A 14619-nucleotide genomic window follows, 5' to 3' on the forward strand; every position below is an offset into this window, starting at 1 on the left:
AAAGGGAGTGCGGGAGTGCGGGAGTGCGGGAGTGCGGGAGTGCGGGAGTGCGGGAGTGCGGGAGTGCGGGAGTGCGCTGGAATCGGTGAGCCGCGCGGTAGCGGTGCAGGCCGGGCGCCGGTGCTCGCCGCGGAGCCCTCTCCCCGCGCCTGAGAGCGCTCGCCCTCTCCCGTCCCGGGCGAGGGGGGCTGTCCGGCGCCGGCGGGGCCTGCAGCCTCTGGTTGCAATGAGGGTTCGGTGTGGCGGTGATGCGGGACGGCTACCTCTCCCGGTACGGGAGAGGTGGACGGCCTCGGCCGGCCGGAGAGGGCGCGATGCCGCGGGCACTAGCCACCGCCCATCCCCGCGGTAAGCCGGACGCGCGCACAGGCTTTGTCCCGGTGAACCGATCCCGAGATGCACCGAAGTCGCTGCCGGATTTCCCATCCCCCTGCCACAAAAAGTGATATCCCCATCCGATCTCCATCTCCCCCCGACCCTCCGGAACGCCAGCAACCACGCCGCCGCCGTCGCGTGCCCGCGTGGAACGGCGCGTGCTTTGGGGCTGGGCGCGGACCGGAGGGCCGGGACGCGACGCATCCACGCAGACCAGGACTGTTCGAACCGTGACCACGCGCCCGCTGAAAGTCGACCACGCGCTCAAGGCCCTTCCCGAGGTCGACGACCTGGGCGGGCTGCGCGAGGCGCTGATCGGCGTATCGCGCGAGGACAGCCGGCGCGCGTGGGCCGCATCGGCCGCGTACGCCACGGTGGACGGGCGCCTGGCCGACGTCGCCGCGCTGGAAGCGCGCATCGCCGCGCTGGCGGAGGAGGCGCGCGAGCGGGTGGACGCGGTGATGCGCCACTCCGTTGCCGCCCTCCGCGCGCTGGAGGCGGGCGACGAGGCCGCCGCCGCGCGCGCGCTGGTGGCCGCGGGCGAGGTGGAGGAGGACGCGGCGCGGCTGGACGCGGCCGAGGCGTTCTACCGGCAGGCGCTCGCCCTGGGGCGGCGGCCGCGCGACCGGCGCGCGGAGGGGCTGGCGCTGCGCCGGCTGGGCCGCGTGGCCCGCGAGCGCGGTGACCTGGAGCCCGCGCTGCGCTTCTATCTGGCGGGCTACGAGGTCGCCGTGGCCCAGCGCGACACCGAGGGCGCCATCGTGGCCTGTCAGGGCGTGGGCAACGTGTACGTGGACCAGGGGCTGTGGGAGAAGGCCCGCGAGTGGTACGAGCGCGGCGTGGGGCAGGCCGGCGAGAGCACGCGCTCGCAGCTGCTCTGGCAGCTGTTCAGCAACCTGTCGGTGGTCGCGCGGCGCTCCGGCGAGCTGCAGGCCAGCGGCGAGTGGCTGGACCGCGCCGAGGCGCTGGTGCTGGCCACCGACGACCCGGTCGGGCGCCTGCCCATCGAGAACGGCCGCGCGCGGCTGCTGGTGGCGCGCGGGAACTACGCCGCGGCGGCGCGTGCGTACCGGCGCTCCCTGGAGGGGCAGGGCTCGCCGACGGTGCGCGGCGCGGTGCTGGCGGCGCTGGCCGAGTGCCTGCTGGCGGCGGGCGACCTGCGCGGCACCGAGGCCGCCGCGCGCGAGCTGGAGCGGCTGGCCGTGGTGCACCGGCTGCCCACGCTCCTCCCCGACGCGTACCGGACGCTGGGCGCCGTTGCCCGCGCCCGGCGCGAGGAGGAGGGGTTCGTGTTCTACGAGCAGGCGCTGGAGCTCTGCCACGCCCCGGGATCGCCCCCTTTCGAGCTGGCGCAGACGCAGCACGAGTACGCGCTCTGGGAGAGGGAGATGGGCCGCACCGAGAGCGCCGTGGCGCGGCTGGAGGAGGCGCTGGCGATCTACCGGCGCCTGGGGACCCGGCCGGAGATGGCGAGGGCCACGCGAGAGATGGACGAGCTGCGGGCGCAACTCCGCGCGCCGCATGAAGGCGATTGAACGCTGGACTTTTGGGGAGATGGTGGATGATGAAGACGCATGCGAGATGGGCGGCCGCCGCGCTGCTGCTGGCCATGGGGTTGGGGGGATGCGCCAAGGAGGTCGTCGTCGGCGGCCAGAAGCACGTGGACACCCGCGCCACGGGTGACGGCACGCCGGAGGGCGGCGCGTCGGGCTCGCGCGCGGCGGCGTACGATCTCGCCCCCGCGCTCGCGGTGGCCGGGCGCGCCGAGGGAACCATCACCTTCGACGCGAAGGTGTCGCTGGTCACCTCGACGGGCTCGGTCGTGCCGCTGAATTCGTCGCTCGCCACGGCCGTCGTGCGCATCGACGGCAGCGACACCGTCACCGTCATCTCGGGGGACGTGCCGGCGGCGCGGTACACGGCGGTGCGCGTCGCCTTCACCCGCGTGCAGGCCAACGTCACCAGCGGGCTGGTGATCGGCGGCACGAGCGTGACCGGGCTGATCAACGTCTCCATCACCCGCGGCGACAGCATCGTCGTGGAGCGCGCCGTCGATCTCGGCGCGCCCGAGGCGGACGTGCGGCTGCTGATCGACCTGGACGCATCGGCGTGGCTCTCCGCCGCGAACCCGGCCACGCGCCTGGTCGCCGCCGCCATCTTCCGCGACGCGGTGAAGGTGCGGACGTTCTGAAGGAGACAGGGGACAGGGGACAGGGAAGAAGGGGCCGCGGAGGGCACGAGCTCTCCGCGGCCTTGCTTGCGTGGCATCGATGCAGGTGCGATCGAGGGGACACGTTGGCCCGATCTCCGTTCCCGCTGGGGCATCCCTGGTGCATACGGGACAGGCGCGTCGCACAATGCGGCCGTGGCGCTCACCGGGTCTTCTTCGCCCATCTACCATGATCCGAACGACTTGGGCACCAGTGCGGACGGCTGCGCCGGCGTGGCTCCCGGGTTGCCTTGGTGGGTCCTCGCCGGTCGGAGGGCGCCGCCGCGGAAGGTCGCGGCTGAAACTCTTTCCGAACGGCCCTCGTAACCCTCACGCCAAGTACCGTGGGGAAGTGCCCCGCAGTACCAGCGGATCAAACGCTCCCGTCTCTCGGAAGCGTCCCGAACAGGTCCGCAACGCCGCCTGAACCCGACCATGTTCGCCCTGAAGGGGATCATCCCCGCGCTGTTCGTGACCGCCGTCAGCTCGATTCCGGCCGCCGCCCAGGGGCCGATGGAGATCGTCGTCAATATTCCCGCCGGCCGCCTGGACGTGTTCCAGGGTGGCGAGCGCATCCGCAGCTACCCGGTGTCGGTGGGCACCGCGAACCACGCCACCCCCACCGCCGAGGCCAGCATCCGCCGCATGGTGTGGAACCCCTCGTGGACGCCGCCGCCCGACGCGGCGTGGGCGCGCAACGAGAAGCCCAAGGGCCCGGGATGGGGCAACCCCATGGGCCGCGTGAAGATGCACCTGTTCGCCGACTACTACGTGCACGGCACGCCCGCGTCCAACGAGCGGCACCTGGGGCGCCCGGCCTCGCACGGGTGCATCCGGATGCGCAACCAGGACGTGATGGAGCTGGCGCAGCTGGTGCTGCAGGCCGACGGCACCCCCGTCTCGCAGGCCACGGTGCAGTCGCTGGTGCGGAACCCGCACGCCACCCGCGAGCTGGCGCTGGCCGGCCGGGTCCGGGTGCGCGTGGAGTACCGCCTGGCCGAGGTGGCGGCGGATTCGGTCACGCTGCACCCGGACGTCTACGGCCGCGCGGCGGGCCGTTACGATGCCCGCGTGCGGCAGGAGATGAACGCCGCCGGCGCCGACCCGGCCACGGTGCTGGCCCAGGTGCAGCTGAGCCGCGCCCCGGCCACCCCGCTCCGCCTCGCCCGCGGCGGCGTGCAGCTCCCCGAGGTGCGCGAGCCGGTCGTCACGGTGAGCGCCGACACCCAGGCGGTGAGGACCCTCGCGCTGGAGCGCTAACCGCAAGACAGGCATGGAGATGAAGAAAGTGGGGGCGGCAGAAGGTTCTGCCGCCCCCGCTTCTTCTTGGTTTCGATGATGATGATGGCGCCTTCCGCCGCGCTGACGTCACTCCGCAGCCGGAAGCGAGCCGAACAGCCTCGCGCAGTTTGCGAGGCTTCCCGTCGTTGTTGCTGCGACTTCAGTCGCCGGTGACCGGCATGATGCGCGGCCCGGAAAACGGCTTGCGCGGGGGGCGATTCGGGAAATAGCTTCGCCGCCATCCGCCGGTGCCAATCCTCAGCCCTCTTCCTCCGCCAGGATGCGGCGGATCTCGGCGAGGACCAGCGGCGGCGTGGGGGTGATCCCCAGCTCGATCAGCGCCTCCTCGGCCTGGCGGCGGAGGGCGTGCGAGTGGTCGCGCAGCAGCCTGCCGTCGTCCGCGCGGGCAACGGTCTCGCGCGCGGGGCGCAGCTCCACGCGGAAGCCGCCGCCGCCGACCGTCATCTCCCAGCGCAGCACCACCTCGCCGGTGAGCAGGGTGAGCAGGTGCTCCACCTCGCCGCGGAGGACTGGGAGGCCCTGCGAGCGGTTGCCGCGGCCGGTGACGATCACCACCGTGCGCTCGCCGCCGGCGGCGCGGGCGCGCAGCCACGACTCGGTCCGGGCCCGCGCCTCGCCACCGGTGTGGCCGTGCAGGTCCAGCAGGGGATAGATGGTTCCCCGCGAAGGCTCGGAAGGGCGTCTTCGGCGCGCCATGCGTGCGGACGCGACGAGAGCCACGGCGGGGCCGTGGCTCTCGCGGCTGCCGGTCGCTCGGCCTCAGCCTCCGAACGAGTCCTTGAAGCTCTTGCCGCCGCGGAACACGGGGCTGGTCGAGGCGGCGATGTTGATCTCCTTGCCGGTGCGGGGGTTGCGCCCCTTGCGGGCCTCGCGCTTCTTGGCCTCGAAGCTGCCGAACCCGGTGATCTGCACCTTGTTGCCTTCGCGCAGCGCCCTGGCGATGAGGCCGTTCTCCACCGAGAACAGCGCATCGACGGCGCGCGAGGCCTCGGCCTTGCTCAGTTCCGCGCTCGCCGCGAGCGCGCTGACTAGTTCGGTCTTGTTCACCGCGGAGCTCCTGTAGAGGGGTGGAAATCGGCGAAAACCCACAAACGGCAACGCCGTTCGCACCTACAGTAGGAGCCGCCCCCTCTTCCGTCAAGAGACCGTCATTGCCCGAATTTCCAGTCGCGGCGCCGCTTCCGGCTGCCGACACGCTGCTGCGCGAGGTGCAGGCCGCCCGCGAGATCGCCCACGCGTTCCTGACCGCCGCCTCGCCGGCCGAAGTGTATCGTCTTGCGCTGGAACGCGTTTCGCCGCTCGTGGGCGCTGCGTTCGCCTCCGTGTTCCTGCGCGAGAACGGGCCGGTGCTGCGCCTGGCGGCGGCGTGGAACTGGCCCCCGGAGTACGCCGCCTTCCTGGGCGAGACGCGCGTGCGCCTGGGCGCCGGGCCCACCGGGGTGGCAGCGGGCGAGAACCGCGTGGTCGAGGTGCACGACGTGTTCGCCGACCCCGCGCTGGACGACTGGTGGGAGGTGGCGCGCGAGCTGGGCTTCGCCTCGGCCGTCTCCCTTCCCCTGCTGCTGGACGGGCAGCCGGAGGGGGCCATCACCTTCTACTTCCGCGACGCCGGGGCGCCCCGCCCGCACGACCGGCATCTCCTCCGCCTCGTGGCCGACCAGCTTTCCGCCACGGCCGAGAAGGCGCACCTGATCGACGACCTGCAGCGCGCCAACGCGCTCCTGCGGCTGCAGAACGTGGAGCTGGAGGCGCGCTTCCGCGAGGCCGAGGAGGCGCGCCGGCTGCGCGGCGAGCTGCTGGCCAACGTGTCGCACGAGCTGCGGACGCCGCTCACCGCCATCCTGGGCTACGCCTTCCTCCTGCGCGACACGGGCAGGCTGCCGGACGACGCGGCGGCGCAGGTGGTGCGGATCGAGGAGGCCGGCTCGCAGCTGCTGCGGCTGATCGAGGACCTGCTGGACCTGAACAGCCTGCAGCTGGGCCGCCTGGAGCCGCAGGTGGAGACCTGCGACGCCGTGGCGCTCCTCCGCGCCGCCATGTCCGGCATCGCCCCGCCGCCGCCGCACCTGGAAGTGCGCGTGGACGTGCCCGACGCGACCGTTCCCGTGCGCACCGACCCCAGCCAGGTGGTGCGCATCCTCCGCCACCTCGTCTCCAACGCCTTCAAGTTCACCTTCCAGGGCGGGGTGGCGCTGCGCGTGCGCATGTCCAGCGGCTCGCCGTGGAGCGACGAGGCGCGGCGGACGGGCGACGCGCGGCACCTGGTGGTGTGGGAGGTGGAGGACACGGGGATCGGGATGGACGAGGCGGCGCTGGACCGCGTCTTCGACGAGTTCCGCCAGGCCGACGGCTCGGCCACGCGCCGCTTCGGCGGGGTGGGGATCGGCCTCGCCCTCTCCCGCCAGCTCGCCCGGCGCCTGGGCGGCGACATCAGCGTGCGCTCGGAGCCCGGCCGCGGCTCGCTCTTCGTCCTCGCGCTCCCGGCGGGTCTGGGCCGCGTGGGAGGTGGGGATTGATGGAGATCGGAGTGCGAGGATTGATATCGAAAATGCGAGTAAACTCGCGGCTACAACGGCACACACTCCGCCTGCGCGGAGTTCAGGATGCGACGAGGCCGGATGCGCGCGCGGATGGCGAAGCGCGAGTCCGCGAAGGCGGACTTCGGGCCGTTGTTGCCGCGAATTCATTCGCCTTCCTTGCTCTTTCCGAATCCGAGCAGGGCCGCTAGATGACCGGCTTCGCCTCCGTCATCTTCGATTGCGACTCCACCCTCGCGGCGATCGAGGGCATCGACGAGCTGGCCGGCCCGTTCGCGGCCGAGATCAGCGCGCTCACCGACGCGGCCATGCAGGGTGAGGTGGCGCTGGAAGAGGTCTACGGCCGTCGCCTCGCCATCATCCGCCCCACCCGCGCGCAGGTGGAGGGGCTCGGGCGCGACTACGTGGCCGCGCTGGTGCCGGACGCGCGCGAGGTCGTGGCCGCGCTGCTCTGGCTGGGAAAGACGGTGCGCATCCTCTCCGGCGGCGTGCGCCCCGCGGTGGACGACGTCGCCCGCGCGCTGGGCCTCCCGCTGGACGCCGTCACCGCCGTGGGCCTCGACTTCGCGGACGACGGCTCGTACGCGGGATACGAAACCGCGTCGCCGGTGGCGCGGAGCGGGGGGAAGACGGAGGTGATCCGCGGGTGGAATCTTCCTCGCCCCTCCCTGCTCGTCGGCGACGGCGCGACGGACCTGGAGGCGCGGCCCGCGGTGGATGCGTTCGCCGCGTACATGGGCGTCGCCTTTCGCCCGGCGGTGGCCGCGGGCGCGGACTTCGTGCTGCGCGGCCGGAGCCTGGCGCCCGTCCTCGCCCTCGCCGCGACGGCGGCGGACAGAGAGCGGCTGCGCGCCAGCGAGTGGGCCGCCGTGCTTGGCCGCGGCGACGCGGACCTCGCCGCATCCGCGGCCGCGCGATAGACTGTCCGCACGCCATCAGTCCGCCCCCGCCCCTTAGATCGGGCAGGGGCGGACTGCCCGTCATACGGGTTTCGCGCGCCCCGCCATCCCCCCAGAATGTCGGGAGGGAGATCGGGAGCGGAGGTGGCCGAAGATGCGACTGAAGTCGCGGCTACAACGGCACGCAGTCCGCCTGCGCGGACTTCATCGTGCCCGCCGAATTTCGTCGCATCTCCCGACTCCGCAGTTACTTGGCACTTGGCACTTGGGACTGATCGATAGATGACCGATTTCGGCCGCTTCTTCCTCCCCGGGCCCACCGAGGTCCGCCGCGAGGTGCTCGAAGCCATGGTGCGCCCCGTGATCGGGCACCGCGGCAGCGAGATGTCGCGCATCCTGGCGGAGTGCGATCCCGTGCTGCGCGACCTTTTCCGCACCTCGCGCCCCGTCTACGTGGCCTCGTCGTCGGCCACGGGGCTGATGGAGGCGTCGGTGCGCAACGGCATTCGGTCGAAGGCGCTCTCCCTCGTCAACGGCGCGTTCAGCAAGCGCTTCCGCGATCTGGTGGCCGACTGCGGGCGCGAGGTGGAGACGTACGAGGTGGCGATGGGGCAGTGCCACGACCCGGAGCAGGTGTTCGAGCGCCTGCGCGCTGGCGGCTTCGACGCGGTCACCGCCGTCCACTCCGAGACGTCCACCGGCGTCCTGGACCCGCTCTCCGGGATCGCCGAGGCGGTGCGGCGGGCGGAGCGCGAGACGGGGGAGGAGATCCTGGTCCTCGCCGACGGCGTCACCAGCGTGGGCGGTGCGATCGTGGAATCCGAGGCGTGGGGGCTGGATTTCGTCCTCACCGGCAGCCAGAAGGCGATGGCGCTGCCGCCCGGCCTTGCCTTCGGCACCGCGTCCGCGCGGATGATGGCGCGCGCGGCCACGCTCACCGGGCGCGGGCAGTACTTCGACCTGATCGAGTACGACGAGTTCTGGAAGAAGCACCAGACGCCGACCACGCCCGCCGTTTCCCTCATCTACGCGCTGGCCGAGCAGTGCCGCCACATCGCCGCCGAGGGTGTGGACGCGCGCGCCGAGCGGCACCGGGCGATGGCGAGGCGCTGCTGGGACTGGGTGATGGAGGACGGGGCGAGGTGGGGATTCTCGCTCTTCGCGCCGGAGGGATGCCGCTCGCCGACGGTCACCTGCATCGGCGTGGACGGGCCGGTCGCCGCGCCGGAGATCGTGGCGCGGCTGAAGGCGGAGGGTTGGGTGATCGGCGGCGGCTACGGGCCGCTGAAGGAACGGACGATCCGCATCGGGCACATGGGAGACCACACCGTGGACGAGCTGGAAGCACTGCTGGCGGCGATCGAGGAGGTGCTGGGATGACGGACCGCTTCCGCATCCTCGTCACCGACGAGGTGGACCCCGAGGGACTGGCCGTGCTCCGCGGCGAGCCGCGCGTGGAGGTGGTGGAGAAGCCCACGCGCCCGCTGGCCGAGGTGCTGGAGGAGATCGGCGAGTACGACGCCTTCATCGGCCGCAGCGCCACCCGCGTCACCGGCGACCTGCTGCGCCGCGGCGAGCGGCTGAAGGTGATCGGCCGCGCGGGCGTGGGCGTGGACAACATCGACCTCCCCACCGCCACCGAGCTGGGGATCGCGGTGATCAACGCGCCGGGCGGCAACACCGTCTCGGTGGCGGAGCTCTTCTTCGGCGTCGTCATCTCCCTCGCGCGCCACATCACCCGCGCCGACGCGTCGATGCGCGAGGGGCGGTGGGACCGCTCCAAGCTGGGGGGGACGGAGATCCGCGGGCGGACGCTGGGGATCGTGGGGCTGGGGCGCATCGGCAGCGAGGTGGCGCGCCGCGGCCGCGCCTTCGGGATGAACCTGGTGGCGTACGATCCGTACGTGGGCAACGGGCGGTTCGAGGAGCTGGGCGTGGAGCGCGCCGAGCGGCTGGGCGACCTGCTGGACCGCGCCGACGTGCTGACCGTGCACACCCCGCTGACGGCGGAGACGAAGGGGATGATTGGCGCGCCGGAGCTGGCGCGGCTCCCGCGCGGCGCCTTCGTGCTGAACCTGGCGCGCGGCGGCATCGTGGCCGAGGAGCCGCTGATCGACGCGCTGCAGAGCGGCCGCATCGGCGGCGCGGCGCTGGACGTGTACGCCGCCGAGCCGCTGGCGGCCGACAGCCCGCTGCGCAGGCTCCCCAACGTCGTCCTCACCCCGCACCTGGGCGCGTCGACCTCCGACGCGCAGCGCAGCGTGGCCATCGAGGCGTGCCTCTCCGTCCGCGACGCGCTGCTCACGGGCGACCTGTCGGCGGCGATCAACGCGGCGGGGGTGGGCGGCGCCGCGTGGGCGGACCTGCGGCCGCTGCTGAACCTGGCCGACCGGCTGGGGCGGCTGGGGCGCGCGCTCCTCCCCGGCCCGCTCAGCAGCCTGGAGCTGCGCTACGCCGGCAAGCGCGACCAGGCGCCGCGCCCGCTGCTGCTGGGCGCGCTGATGGGGGCCATGCGCGACGTGGTGGACCGACGCAACGTCAACATGGTCAACGTGCACCATGTGGCCGCCGAGCGGGGGATCGAGACGGCGTTCACGCGGGTGGACGGCCCCGGCGACACGGGCGAGGAGGTGGAGCTGCGGCTGGAGGGAGGCGACCGCAGCATCCGCGTGGTGGGCGCGCTCCTGGGCGACGTGCAGGGCCGCATCGTGCGCATCGGCGCCTTCCGCGTGGACGTGGCGCCGCGCGGGAACATGGTCGTCCTGCGCAACCGCGACGTCCCCGGCGTCATCGGCCGCGTCGGAACGATCCTAGGCGAGGCAGGCGTCAACATCGCCGAGTACCACCAGGCCCGTCTCCAGGTAGGCGGCGAGGCCCTCGCCGCCATCTCCGTCGACGGCCCGATGCCGAAGGACGTCTGCGACCGCCTCTCCACCCTCCCCGAGGTGCTGGACGTCCGCCAGGTGGACATGGAATAGAAGAAGTGCGGAAGTGCGGAAGTGCGTGAGTGCGTTTCGCGAGACAGCCATCGGCCGCCGTCCTCCGCCACACGTGACTTCGACGTGCGATCGACAGGTTGCAGGCCGCGCCGATCCCACCCTCTCCCGTTATCGGGAGAGGGCGAGCGCTCTAAGGCGCGGGGAGAGGGCTTCCGCGGCGAGCACCGACAGTTCGTCTGTGGATGATGCCGCGCGGCACGACGATCCCCGCACTTCCGCACTTCCGCACTTCCGCACTCCCGCACTCCCGTACTTCCCTACGAATTCGTATTCCCCCGCTCTTCCGGGCGGAAGTCGTCGTCCACGGCGCTGATTGTGAGGAGAAGCGCGCTGGCGGCCATGGCGCGGATGTCCTCGGCCTGGCCGGGGCCGAAGAAGAGCAGGTCACCCTGCCGCAGCTCGTACTCGCCGCCCGCGTCGCGGTAGCGCAGGCCGCCTTCCAGCACCTGCAGCGTCATGGGGCTGTCGGCCTGGTGCGTGCCGATCTCCATCCCGTCGGCCAGCGCCAGCAGCACCACGCGCAGGCGGCCGGACTTGGCCAGCGTGCGCCCCGCGCGGCCGCTGCGGGAGTATGCCTCTTCCTGGCGCAGCTCGCCCAGGTGGTCGGTGAGGCGGAAGGTCAACGAGGGCCCCGCCAGGGGGCGGCTGATGGACGACATGGTCTCCGGCTCCGTCTTTCCGGTGGATGGCGGCCGCGCCGCCGTGCTCGCCCGCGAAGGTTGCAAGCGCCGCGCCCCGTCGAAGTAAGTAGTCCTAAGTCCTAAGTCCCAAGTCCCAAGTCAACAGACCGATATCCTGTTGCTTCCAGCACTTAGGACTTAGGACTTAGGACTTAGGACTCTCACACCTGACAGAACTTACGAACGCCGTCTAGAACGCGGTCACGAACCCCACGTACCACTTCCCCTTTCCCCCGCCGCCCGGCCGCACGTACTCCACCGAGAAGGCGTCCTCGAAGATGCTGAGCCCCGTCCCGTACGACCAGCGCACCCCGTCCGTCGTAGACGATCCCAGCCGGACCAGCGACGGACGCGAGGCCTCGGACACGTCCGACCACCCCGCGTCCGCCGACACCACGATGGCCGGGCGCAGCGGGGGGATGATGAACCCCGCCGCGCGCGCGATCGGCTGGCTCCCGTACGGGGGGAGATGCAGGAGCACCCGTCCCCGGCCCAGCGCCGCGCGGCTGCCGCCGAACTCGTTGCGCTCGTAGCCGCGCAGCCCCTCCGTCCCCCCGAAGCGGAAGAGGAACTGCGGCGGCGCCATCCCGCCTACGATCCCTGCATCCCCCCGGCCACTGAAGGTGAGGTACTTGCCGGTGCGGCGGAAGGAGAGGAGCGCCGTCACCCGCTGCGTGCGGAAGTCCGCCAGCCCCAGCTCCCCGCGCAGCGAGGCGAAGAGCGAGTTCCCCAGCGACAGCGCCCCCGCCCCGCGCGCCCAGCGCAGCTCGCCCTCGGCCGCGGCGTGCGTGCCGGGATCGACGGCGGCCAGCTCCGGGAAGTCGCCCGAGACGCCGCCGAACAGGCCGCCGTTCACGTTCTTGCTCACCGAGTCCTGCCGCTCGTAGCGGCCGCCCAGGATGGCCAGGAACGGCCCACTGCGCCGCGTCAGCTGCAGCTCGCCGCCCGTGGCGTCCAGGTAGTCGCGCACGTCGTACCCGGCCAGCGCGGCGCCCAGCGAGTAGCCCAGGTCCCACTGCAGCGGCGGGCGGAAGGCCTGCAGGTCGCGCAGCCGCCGGTACCCGGTGGCCGCCAGCGTGTAGCGCGGCGCCCCCGGCAGGCGCGGCTGCGGGTGCCACCGCGCGGAAAGCTCGCCGCGCGGCGTTCCCTCCGCGAAGGCCCATCCGCCGGTGGCGTACACGTCCCAGTCGCGCCGCTCGGGGCTCCCCGGCTCCAGCCGCACTCCCAGCCCCAGGTACGCCCCCTCCACCCGGTTGTAGCGGAAGAGGTGGTCGCCGCGCTCGTAGCGCAGGGAGACGCGCACCGCGCCGGGGTCGGCGCTGGGCGGGCGCACGGCGGCGCGCAGGTCCGAGAAGTCGGCGATGTCGGCCGCCTGCGCGAATTCGCCCACCGCGCGCGAGAAGTCGGCGAACGCCGTGTCGCCCGGCGCCAGCCTGCGCACCAGGCGCTGCCCGGGCTGCTCGGGGCGCACGCCGGTGTTCACCTGGAAGTCGGAGAGCGCCGTCACCATGCGGATGGCCGCCGCACCGCCGAAGAGCGGCGAGGAGACCTGGATCTCCCGCCGCTGGCGGTACGGCAGCCAGTAGCGCCCGCCGACGAGCCCGTTCTCCAGCTCGAAGTAGATGCCGCTCTCGGTGGCGATGAATCGCCCCTGCCGCTCCACGAACCCGAAGCGCGCGCGGGCCACGGCGGCACGGTCCACGTCCACGTAGAAGGTCCCCGCCACCGTCCGCGCGGTGTCGGTGATCCCCACGCGCTGGCGCACGGTGACGGGCACCAGCGTGGTTACGCCCTGCTGCGTGCGCACGCGCACCGTGTCGCCCGCGGTGTAGTGGTAGAAGTCCAGCCCGCGCCACGAGAACGGATGCACGGCCACGGAGACCCGCGTGCGGGCGCCGGGGGTGGCGGAAAGGGAGAAGACGGAGATGGTGTTGCCGTACAGGTGCGGGATCACCCACGGCGACTCGAGCAGCGAGCCCACGGTGTACGGCGTGGGCGCCAGCATCCGCACGCGGTGCCCGGTCACGCGCTGCTCGAAGGCCTCACCGCGCGCCCATCGCACCTGCCCCGCGAACTCGTCGATCGTGACCGGCACCTCGCCGTTCTGCGCCGAGTCGGCACGGATGGAGAGGTAGATGGCCGCGTTCATCCGCGCAGTGTAGTCGTCCAGCCCCGCGGGCACCTGCGCCCCCGCGCGGATCACCCGCTCCACCAGCGCGCGCGTGGCCGGCGAGTCGAAGATGGCGGTCGAAGTGTCCGCCACGGCGGACGGTGCCCGCGTCACGATGCCCGGCTGCGCGGACGGCGGCGCGCCGGGCGGGGCCGCCGGCCGCGGGCCGATGTAGATGGTGTCCGTGCGCGGACGCGGCGTGGTGTCACGCTGCGGCTGCTGCTGGAAGAGCGCCGCCGCGGCAAGGGTCAGGAGCATCGGTCCGGCCTCGATTGTGGATCGTTGCGCCGATCAAAGGCAAGCGGCGGACCAACTGCAAGGGGACAGGGGACAGGGAGATGCACCGCCTCCCGTGTCTTCCCCATCACCCAGTCGATGACGCGCCCTCCGCCTCCACCTCCGCGCGCGCCTGGATACCGGTGGCGGGATGATTGGTGATGATCCCCGCGACGCCGGCCCGCAGCAGCGCGCGGATGCGCCCGGGCTTGTCCACCGTCCACACGACCGAGCCCAGGCTGGCGGCGCGCAGCGTCTCCAGCACCGCGGGCGTGGCGAGCGGATCGTGCAGGCACACGCCCCCGACGCCCAGGTCGCGCGCCAGCTCCAGCACCGCCGGGCTCCACCGCTCCGTCAGCAGCCAGCACGCCGCGGACGGGTCCAGCCGCCGCACCTCGGCCACGGAGCCCACGTCGAACGAGGAGAAGAGTGTCGCCCGCGTCCGCCCCGCCTCGGCGATGGCGGCGAGCGCGGCGGCCTCCACGCCGCGGCGCTTGATCTCGACGTTCAGGAACGCGCCCGACTCGGCCGCCCACGCCGCCACCTCCTCCAGCCGCGGCACCGGCTCGCCGCCCGCGCGCGCGGCGGAGATACTCTCCCACGCCAGGTCGGCGACGTCGCCGCGCGAGTCCGTGGTGCGGTCCAGCGTGTCGTCGTGCAGGATGACGGGAACGCCGTCGGCGGAGGGCTGCACGTCCAGCTCGATGCCGTCCGCGCCCTGCTCCATCGCCCGGCGGAAGGCGCGCATGGTGTTCTCCGGCGCCTCGCGCGGCGCGCCGCGGTGGCCGAGGATGAGCGGGCGATTCGCGAACACGGCATCTCCATCAGCGGTGGAATCGGGCGACGCGGCAATGTAGCGCATCCCCCGCTCCCCCGCCCCGCCGCATCCGGACACGCACCTGTCCCCCTGTCCCCCTCATCTCCCCACGCGTCAGCCAAACTCCTACACCGCGTCGGCGATGGCTCCGGACGACATCCGCCGTTGCCCGACCATCGGCGATCCGCGCGGCTAACATATTGTTCGCGAACGATTTCCGGCGCGGGAGCGCGCCCGCCGCCACCATTGAACGGCACGGCCGATTGTAGTATCTTGTACGGCTTGCAGGATATGAAACTGCGCTCCGGCTCTCCGCCAGCACATGCGCGGGCATGCGCCCGCGCTTCCCTTTCCG

The 14619-nt window shown here is 72.7% G+C and carries 12 protein-coding genes; 7 read left to right on the forward strand and 5 right to left on the reverse strand.

What is annotated here, in order from left to right:
* Window positions 1-605: 605 nt before the first annotated feature.
* From VLK66_RS08890 to VLK66_RS08900, 3 genes are all read left to right on the forward strand, one after another.
* Window positions 606-1910 carry a tetratricopeptide repeat protein gene (locus VLK66_RS08890; RefSeq protein ID WP_325309041.1) on the forward strand — a complete coding sequence of 435 codons (1305 nt, stop codon included), beginning with the start codon at window positions 606-608 and terminating at the stop codon, window positions 1908-1910.
* A 26-nt stretch (window positions 1911-1936) separates the two neighbouring features.
* Entirely contained in the window at window positions 1937-2566 is a 630-nt protein-coding gene (locus VLK66_RS08895; protein ID WP_325309042.1) for a hypothetical protein, read from the forward strand.
* 453 nt (window positions 2567-3019) lie between these two features.
* Window positions 3020-3844, forward strand: a complete 825-nt coding sequence (locus VLK66_RS08900) for a L,D-transpeptidase (protein ID WP_325309043.1) — start codon at window positions 3020-3022, stop codon at window positions 3842-3844.
* Window positions 3845-4123: 279 nt separating this feature from the next.
* Here VLK66_RS08900 and VLK66_RS08905 read toward each other — a convergent pair whose 3' ends face one another.
* Both VLK66_RS08905 and VLK66_RS08910 read right to left on the reverse strand, forming a co-directional pair.
* A complete protein-coding gene (locus VLK66_RS08905) occupies window positions 4124-4582 on the reverse strand; it encodes a Smr/MutS family protein (protein ID WP_325309044.1) in 459 nt (152 codons plus the stop codon).
* 63 nt (window positions 4583-4645) lie between these two features.
* Window positions 4646-4933 carry an HU family DNA-binding protein gene (locus VLK66_RS08910; RefSeq protein ID WP_325309045.1) on the reverse strand — a complete coding sequence of 96 codons (288 nt, stop codon included), beginning with the start codon at window positions 4931-4933 and terminating at the stop codon, window positions 4646-4648.
* A 104-nt stretch (window positions 4934-5037) separates the two neighbouring features.
* Here VLK66_RS08910 and VLK66_RS08915 point away from each other — a divergent pair, with 104 nt between their 5' ends.
* From VLK66_RS08915 to serA, 4 genes are all read left to right on the forward strand, one after another.
* Window positions 5038-6402 (forward strand): HAMP domain-containing sensor histidine kinase, encoded by a 1365-nt coding sequence (locus tag VLK66_RS08915; RefSeq protein WP_325309046.1) that lies wholly within the window; start codon window positions 5038-5040, stop codon window positions 6400-6402.
* A gap of 212 nt (window positions 6403-6614) precedes the next feature.
* Window positions 6615-7343, forward strand: a complete 729-nt coding sequence (locus VLK66_RS08920) for an HAD-IB family phosphatase (protein WP_325309047.1) — start codon at window positions 6615-6617, stop codon at window positions 7341-7343.
* Between the two features lie 261 nt (window positions 7344-7604).
* On the forward strand, window positions 7605-8702 hold the full coding sequence (locus VLK66_RS08925) for an alanine--glyoxylate aminotransferase family protein (protein ID WP_325309048.1): 1098 nt from the start codon (window positions 7605-7607) through the stop codon (window positions 8700-8702).
* On the forward strand, window positions 8699-10300 hold the full coding sequence (serA, locus tag VLK66_RS08930) for a phosphoglycerate dehydrogenase (protein WP_325309049.1): 1602 nt from the start codon (window positions 8699-8701) through the stop codon (window positions 10298-10300). The genes VLK66_RS08925 and serA overlap by 4 nt, the downstream gene beginning before the upstream one ends.
* A gap of 278 nt (window positions 10301-10578) precedes the next feature.
* Here the strand turns inward: serA and VLK66_RS08935 are convergent, their stop codons facing one another.
* From VLK66_RS08935 to VLK66_RS08945, 3 genes are all read right to left on the reverse strand, one after another.
* Window positions 10579-10980 carry a hypothetical protein gene (locus tag VLK66_RS08935; RefSeq protein ID WP_325309050.1) on the reverse strand — a complete coding sequence of 134 codons (402 nt, stop codon included), beginning with the start codon at window positions 10978-10980 and terminating at the stop codon, window positions 10579-10581.
* A 211-nt stretch (window positions 10981-11191) separates the two neighbouring features.
* Entirely contained in the window at window positions 11192-13429 is a 2238-nt protein-coding gene (locus VLK66_RS08940) for a hypothetical protein (protein WP_325309051.1), read from the reverse strand.
* Between the two features lie 106 nt (window positions 13430-13535).
* A complete protein-coding gene (locus VLK66_RS08945; protein ID WP_325309052.1) occupies window positions 13536-14309 on the reverse strand; it encodes a glycerophosphodiester phosphodiesterase in 774 nt (257 codons plus the stop codon).
* Window positions 14310-14619 lie beyond the last annotated feature (310 nt).

It is taken from the genome of Longimicrobium sp., assembly GCF_035474595.1.
In the GTDB taxonomy this organism is placed as follows: Bacteria; Gemmatimonadota; Gemmatimonadetes; order Longimicrobiales; family Longimicrobiaceae; genus Longimicrobium.

Bases quoted from the DNA above. Each gene is read 5' to 3' on its own strand.
- VLK66_RS08895 (WP_325309042.1), top strand. From the start codon at position 1,937: ATGATGAAGACGCATGCGAGATGGGCGGCCGCCGCGCTGCTGCTGGCC.
- VLK66_RS08900 (WP_325309043.1), top strand. From the start codon at position 3,020: ATGTTCGCCCTGAAGGGGATCATCCCCGCGCTGTTCGTGACCGCCGTC.
- VLK66_RS08905 (WP_325309044.1), bottom strand. From the start codon at position 4,582: ATGGCGCGCCGAAGACGCCCTTCCGAGCCTTCGCGGGGAACCATCTAT.
- VLK66_RS08920 (WP_325309047.1), top strand. From the start codon at position 6,615: ATGACCGGCTTCGCCTCCGTCATCTTCGATTGCGACTCCACCCTCGCG.
- VLK66_RS08925 (WP_325309048.1), top strand. From the start codon at position 7,605: ATGACCGATTTCGGCCGCTTCTTCCTCCCCGGGCCCACCGAGGTCCGC.
- serA (WP_325309049.1), top strand. From the start codon at position 8,699: ATGACGGACCGCTTCCGCATCCTCGTCACCGACGAGGTGGACCCCGAG.
- VLK66_RS08935 (WP_325309050.1), bottom strand. From the start codon at position 10,980: ATGTCGTCCATCAGCCGCCCCCTGGCGGGGCCCTCGTTGACCTTCCGC.
- VLK66_RS08940 (WP_325309051.1), bottom strand. From the start codon at position 13,429: ATGCTCCTGACCCTTGCCGCGGCGGCGCTCTTCCAGCAGCAGCCGCAG.
- VLK66_RS08945 (WP_325309052.1), bottom strand. From the start codon at position 14,309: ATGCGCTACATTGCCGCGTCGCCCGATTCCACCGCTGATGGAGATGCC.